Here is a 6,310-nt window from a genome sequence, read left to right as displayed (position 1 = left end):
CCTCCCAAGCCAAAAAGGTCGACAACGAGAGATTCAGACTTTTTCCGCCCTGTCACGCACAGTTTCACCCGATTGCCCTGGGGAGAATGCCCGGCGGGATTGATCGGCGGTCTCCGCCGGCCTATTCTGATCGCCAGCCATCCAGATCGACCTGTCCGAAGGGCGACGTTCATGATCCCGACCCATGCGCCCGAGATGATGACCGTCGCTCCGCCGCCAACCGCGCGGGCCGGTACCCCGCCGCCGCCCGCAAAGTCTGCCGCCGCCTGACCGACGGCCAGCCTTTCAGCGGCGCCACCGCCAGCCGGCCGACATGCCGGCCGCGGACAGTTGGCGCCGCCGCGGATTTCCGGCAAGGACAGGTCTTCACTCTTCCATGACGTCATCTCATCGTGCCCTGGGGTCATTCGGCCCCACGGCGGCGTTCGTCTGCCTGTGGAGCAGCGGCGCCATCTTCACCCGGCTCGGGCTCGACCATGCGAGCCCGCTTGCCTTCCTGGCCCTGCGCTTCGCCATCGCCTTCGTGGTGCTGGCGGCGATCATGCGCATCGCCCGCAGGCCCTGGCCGCGCCGTGATCAGATACCGGCGGTGCTCGCCACCGGCGCCATGCTGATCGGCGCCTATGGCATCTGCTATATGGCGGCTATGGACCAGGGCATGACGCCCGGCGCCATCGCGACCGTGATGGGCGTCCAGCCGGTCCTGACCCTGATGGCGACCGGCGGCACGCGCGCACCCCGGCGGCTTGCCGGGCTGGCCCTGGCGCTGGGCGGGCTGGTGGCCGTGGTCTGGCAGAGCCTTGCCGCCGCCACCGTCACGCCGCTGGGGGCCGGCCTCGCCATCGCGGCGCTGATCGCCATGACCGCCGGCGCGCTGATGCAGAAGCGGAGCCGCGTCGATCCGCTCACCGCCATGCCGCTGCACTATCTGGCGGCCCTTGGCCTGTGCCTGATCGCCCTGCCCCTCACGCCCGTCCGGCTGGACCTGACCACTGCCCTGCTGCCCTCGCTGCTCTGGCTCGCGCTGGTGATTTCCGTGGGCGCGCAGTTGCTGCTCTACCGGCTGATCCGGGCGGGTGATCTGGTGAACGTCACCAGCCTGTTCTATCTGGTGCCGGTCGGCACGGCGGCGCTGGACCTCGCCGTGTTCGGCACGGTGCCGGCACCGCTGGCTCTTGCGGGAATGGGCGCGATCCTGGGTGGTCTGGCGCTGGTCTTCGGAACGCCTCAGGCCGCCCCGAAGGCCTGAACCGCCGCCCGCGCCGCCCGGAACCGGTCGTGCAGGCCGGGCGGCAGCGGGCGCGGCGTGACCAGCAGGCCGGGGCGGTGGCTGGCGATCGCCTGCCCCACCGCCTCGGCCGCCAGCACCGCGGTGCCGACCGCGGTCATCTCAGGCTCGTCCTGCACCATCACTGGACGGCCCAGACAATCCGCCAGCATCTGGCAGAAATAGTCATTGGCCGCCATGCCGCCATCGATCGACACCGGATCGGCCAGGGGCTGATGCGCGGTCATGGTGTCGACAACCTCGGCCATGCGGAACGCAACACCTTCCAGCAGGGCCTGCATCATATCGGCCGGGGTCGTGTCGAGCGACAGCCCCATCCAGGCCCCGCGCGCGCGCCGGTCCCAATGCGGACAGGCAAGGCCTGCAAGCGCCGGCACGAACACCAGTCCGCGACTGATCGCCGATGGCGCCTCGAACGTCCGGATCGCCGCATAATCATCGAACAGCCCCAGACCGCGCGCCCAGTTCACCGCCGAGGACGCGCAATAGACCCCGCCATCCAGCGCATGGACCGGCGCCGCGCCCGCCTTCTGCCAGGCGATGGTGGCAAGCGGCCCCGCACCACCGGTGGCGATCCGCCGCCCGGTCACCACCAGCGCGAATCCACCAGTGCCGAAGGTCATCTTGGCATCCCCCGGCCGGCGGCAGCCATGGCCGTAAAGCGCCGCCTGCTGGTCGGCGATGCTGGCGGTCAGCGGCACGGAATGACCGGCGCAGGTAACGGTGCCGAAATCGCCGGTGCTGGCGCCGATGCGTGGCAGCGCCGCCATCGGCACCCCGAAGATCCGGCACAACTCAGGATCCCAGTCGCAGTTGTCGAGGTTCATCAGCGCGGTGCGCGAGGCGGTGGTGACGTCGGTCTGAAAATGCCCGGTCAGCCGGTCGCGGAAGAAGGCATCGGTGGTGCCAAGCCGCAACCGGCCCTGTGCCGCCAGCCGCCGCGCGGCCGGTATCTCCCGCAGGATCCAGGCGAATTTGGTGGCGGAGAAATACGGGTCGAGCGGCAGCCCGGATCGCGCCAGAACCTCGGTCTCTACACCATCGGCGCGAAGCGCGTCCGCCATGGCGCGGGTGCGGTCGTCCTGCCAGACCAGCACCGGCGACACCGCGCGGCCGGTATCCGCCTCCCAGGCCAGGCAGCTTTCCCCCTGATTGTCGATGCCGACCGCGTCGGGAACCGCGATCGCACCGGCGGCATTCAGGCAGGCGCGCAGATTGGCCAGCAATTCCTCAGGGTCGTGCTCCACCCGGCCGGCGCCGGGATAGATCTGGCGATGCGGCAGGCTGGCGATGATCCGGGTCCGGCCGGCGGCATCGACCAGCAGCGCGCGGGTGGAGGTGGTTCCCTGATCGATGGCGAGAACGGTCACCGGCGGTCTTCCCATCTGGCCTCGACCACGCCTGAGAGCCCGGCGGGCAGGTCGTCCAGCGGCACCAGGATGCGCCGCTCGGGCCGCGCGGTTATCCGCCTGGACAGGATCTCGCCTCCATCATGAACCAGCACCAGCCGCCCCGTCACCGGCCGGTCGACCCGGAATTGCAGATGGTCGTGCCCGGCACCGTGCCGTGCCCCGCCCGTCACGCGCTGCGGCACGACATAGGTGAGCGGCGATCCCGCCACCGTCAGGGTGACCGCCCCCGGTGCCGGCAGCCCGCCGGTCAGATCGCGGGCGATGGCGATGCCGGCCCGCCTGCCTTCCATCCAGCTCCAGCCGGCGGTTTCCACCGGCCGTAGCAGATTGCCGGCGGCAAAGATCATCGGATCGGAACATCGGCCGTAGTCATCGATCACCGGCCCGCCGCTGGCGCGGTCGCGCGCAAGATGGCTGCCGGCCAGCAGGCTGGCTTCGGGGCGGAAATCGCCGGTCAGGATCACACCATCGGTTTCGATCCGCCGGACCGTGCCGGCCGCATCGCGCACGGTCACCGCCGACACCCGGTCGCGGCCCTCGATCGTCTCAAGCCGGGTGCCGGTCAGCAGCGGCACGCCCAGCAGCCGCGGCAGCAGGGCCGACGGCCAGCGCGCCGTGGCATGCTCGCGGCCCTCGATCATCGCCACCGGCCGGATACCGGCGTGACGGCAGGTGAGCAGGGCCGCAAACGACACCAGCTCGGTCCCCACCACAACCGGTCGCGACACCGGTTTCAGATGGTCCAGATGCACCAGCCCCTGAAGGGCGCCGGTCGACAGCACCCCGCCAGGGCGGGTACCGCCGATCAACCGGGCGGCACGGCTGGATTCCCGCACGCCGGTGGCGATCAGCACCCGCAACGCCCTGATTACGCCCATCCCGTCCGGGGTCGAAATCTCCAGTTCCGGGCCGGGGCGGATCGCCGTCACCGTCACCCGGGTGCGGATATCAACGCCGGCCGCCTCGGCGGTCGCCACCAGCCGCCGGGCATAGGCCGGGCCACGCAGCAGACGGCGGAACTCACGCAGACCGAACGGGTGGTGGTCGCAATGGCGCGGAATCCCGCCGGCCATCGGCTCGCGGTCCAGAACCAGCACCCGCCCCATGCCCCGCCGTTTCAGTTCGGTCGCGGCGGCAAGCCCCGCCGGACCGGCGCCGATGATCGCCACATCGCACCAGTCGGTCCATCCGGTCATGTGTCACCGCCCGTCATCGGCACATCCAGCCGGCCGGCGGTGATCGCCGCCAGTTCCTGCGTGCAATAGAACCCCTGGCAGCGCCCCATGGTCACCCGCGTGCGGCGCTTCAGCCCGGCCAGGCTGCCGGCGGCCAAGGGGCCGGTCAGGGCCGCCTCGATCTCGCGCCGGGTCACCCGCTCGCAATGGCAGACCACGCCGCCATTGCCGGGGCATTGCCAGTCGCGGATCTCGTCCTCGGCCAGCATCGCCATCCGGGGCCAGACCGGATCGGCCAGTGGCGCCGCCCCGAATCCGAAGCCCGCGCACAGGTCGTGGACATGACGCGCCGTGCCCAGCGCCGAACTCAGGCCGGTCGAGCGGATGCCGCCAACGGTGACATAGCGCCGCCCGGCATCCAGGCGGATCTGATAGTCCTTGAATTCAGTGGCAGGGCGCAGGCCGGCATAGATTGCCGTCACATCGTGATCGGCCAGCGCCGGCAGGATCTCGGTGCCGCGGCGGATCAGCGCCGTCAGGGTTTCGGGCACCAGCACCGCGTGGTCGCGATCCTCCTGTTCCTCGGCGGTCGGCCCGACCAGCAGATTGCCGAAGGCGGTGCGGCAGACAACGACGCCCTTGGTGACCGCCGTCGGCACCGGCAGCAGGATGTGGCGGGTGAGCGCGGCAGCCGGCTTGTCATAGACCACGAACTGGCCCTTGCGCGGCCGGATGGTGAAATGCTGCGTCCCGGTCAGCATCGCGTCGATCCGGTCGCCATGCAGCCCGGCGGCGTTGATCACCAGCCCGGCCCGGACGACACCGCGGCTGGTCTCCAAGCGCCATATCTCACCATCGAACCGACCGCCGGTCACCTCCGCCCGGCACAGCAATCTGGCGCCGTTCTCAAGTGCCTGGCGCAGATAGGCATGCGGCGCCGACCATGGATCGATGACATATTCGCGCGGCACCCGGAAGGCCGCCCGCACCCCCGGCCCCAGTTCGGGCTCCAGCCGGCGGGCCTCGGCCTCGGTCAGCGGCATGACATCGTCGACACCGTTCTGCCGCGCCTGCGCCATCAGACCGGGCAGAAGGGCGGCCTCGGCCTCGCTCCATGCCACCACCATGGCGCCGGTGCGCAGCAGCGGCAGGTTCAACCGGTCGCGGATCGTCATGTATTCCTGATAGCCGGCGGCGATGCAGGCGGCTTCCAGCGATCCGGGCGGGGCATCGAAGCCGGTGTGAAGAATGGCGCTGTTCGCCTTGGACGCCCCGTCCAGAACATCGGCCGCCTTTTCGATCAGCACCACCCGCGCACCGTCGAGTGTGAACCGTCGGGCCAGCGCGCAGCCGATCACACCACCGCCGATGACGGCGGCATCAAAGACCTCACCATGGATATGGCCGGGATTATCCGTCATCTGCCGGTTCCTCCCCGATGGGCGGCACAAATCCCACCGCACGGCCCGCCCCCACCGCACGGCCCGCACAGGATCGATATGCCCGTTCGGTCATTTATCATCGATTAAACATGGCCATTCGGTCAATTTTGTCAAGATATCCACCTTGACTCGGGCATGTGCCGATGTCCTACTTTCAGAAGCGGAGGGCAGATATGCGGCCAAAACAGCGACAGGCACAGATCGCGGATATCATCTGGCAACAGGGCGAGATGTCGGTGGAGGCACTGGCGCTGTCGTTCGGGGTGTCGGTCGAAACCATCCGCCGCGACCTGGGCCAACTGGCCGAGGATGGCGTGCTCCAGAAGGTGCATGGCGGCGCACGCCGGCTGAAGCTCCATGCCGAGAGCAGCTTCAAGGATCGCATGGCCGAGGATGCCGAGGCCAAACAGGCGATCGCCGCCAAGCTTGCCCGGCTGGTGGAGCCCGGCGACACACTGTTCATCGATACCGGTTCGACCACCCTGGCCTGCGCCGAGGCGCTGGCGGGTATCGAGGCGCTGACCGTGATCACCAATTCGCTGAACATTGCCCAGGTTTTCGGTGCCAGCCCGCCATCCGCCACGATCTATCTGCTGGGCGGCACCTTCAGCCACGACAACAACCAGACCGTCGGGCCGCTGGTGATCGAACAGATCCGCGACTTCCAGGCCGATCACGCGATCCTGACCGTGGCGGCGCTGGATGCCGAGGTGGGGGCGATGGACGCCAATTTCGACGAGGCACAGGTCGCCCGCGCGATGATCGGCAATGCGCGCCATGTCTTCGTGGCGGCAAACCGCAGCAAATTCGGCCGCAAGGCGGCGTTCCGGGTCTGCGCGCTCGACGATATCGACGCGGTGATCACCGACGGGCCGCTCGACGCAACATATGAAGCCGCCATCAGAGCGGCGGGAGCGGACATCATCTAGATATCCGGGTATCCGCGCGCAAGGCCACGGGAGGGGTGGGCGCCGGAGAGGCCAAGACGGGGGG

5 protein-coding genes and 1 pseudogene are annotated in these 6,310 nt (G+C 69.3%); 2 read left to right on the top strand and 4 right to left on the bottom strand.

All coding sequences use genetic code 11. From position 1 onward, the window contains the following. A pseudogene (locus tag IEW15_RS26075) lies at positions 1-386 on the bottom strand (hypothetical protein); the annotation flags it as partial. On the opposite strand from IEW15_RS26075, the gene IEW15_RS20925 reads away from it, so the two are divergent. Next, the gene (locus tag IEW15_RS20925; RefSeq protein WP_188581597.1) at positions 377-1,249 is read left to right on the top strand and encodes a DMT family transporter; all 873 of its coding nucleotides are present in this window, start codon (positions 377-379) and stop codon (positions 1,247-1,249) included. The pseudogene IEW15_RS26075 and the gene IEW15_RS20925 overlap by 10 nt on opposite strands. On the opposite strand, the gene IEW15_RS20920 is transcribed toward IEW15_RS20925, so the two are convergent. The 3 genes from IEW15_RS20920 to IEW15_RS20910 are packed head-to-tail and all read right to left on the bottom strand — an operon-like array spanning position 1,228 to position 5,296. Then, positions 1,228-2,658: an FGGY family carbohydrate kinase gene (locus tag IEW15_RS20920; RefSeq protein ID WP_229708424.1), complete on the bottom strand. Its 1,431-nt coding sequence runs from the start codon at positions 2,656-2,658 to the stop codon at positions 1,228-1,230. The genes IEW15_RS20925 and IEW15_RS20920 overlap by 22 nt on opposite strands. Beyond that, positions 2,655-3,896: an NAD(P)/FAD-dependent oxidoreductase gene (locus IEW15_RS20915; RefSeq protein WP_188581593.1), complete on the bottom strand. Its 1,242-nt coding sequence runs from the start codon at positions 3,894-3,896 to the stop codon at positions 2,655-2,657. Before IEW15_RS20915 ends, IEW15_RS20920 begins: the two co-directional genes overlap by 4 nt. Continuing rightward, positions 3,893-5,296, bottom strand: a complete 1,404-nt coding sequence (locus tag IEW15_RS20910; protein ID WP_188581591.1) for an NAD(P)/FAD-dependent oxidoreductase — start codon at positions 5,294-5,296, stop codon at positions 3,893-3,895. Before IEW15_RS20910 ends, IEW15_RS20915 begins: the two co-directional genes overlap by 4 nt. Before the next feature lie 194 nt (positions 5,297-5,490). Between IEW15_RS20910 and IEW15_RS20905 the strand changes: the two genes are divergently transcribed. After that, positions 5,491-6,246 carry a DeoR/GlpR family DNA-binding transcription regulator gene (locus IEW15_RS20905; protein ID WP_188581589.1) on the top strand — a complete coding sequence of 252 codons (756 nt, stop codon included), beginning with the start codon at positions 5,491-5,493 and terminating at the stop codon, positions 6,244-6,246. The last annotated feature ends 64 nt before the right edge of the window (positions 6,247-6,310 follow it).

Source organism: Tistrella bauzanensis, assembly GCF_014636235.1.
In the GTDB taxonomy this organism is placed as follows: Bacteria; Pseudomonadota; Alphaproteobacteria; order Tistrellales; family Tistrellaceae; genus Tistrella; species Tistrella bauzanensis.
The sequence above is the reverse complement of the archived record's forward strand: the minus strand, read 5'-3'. Positions and strand labels throughout refer to the sequence as shown.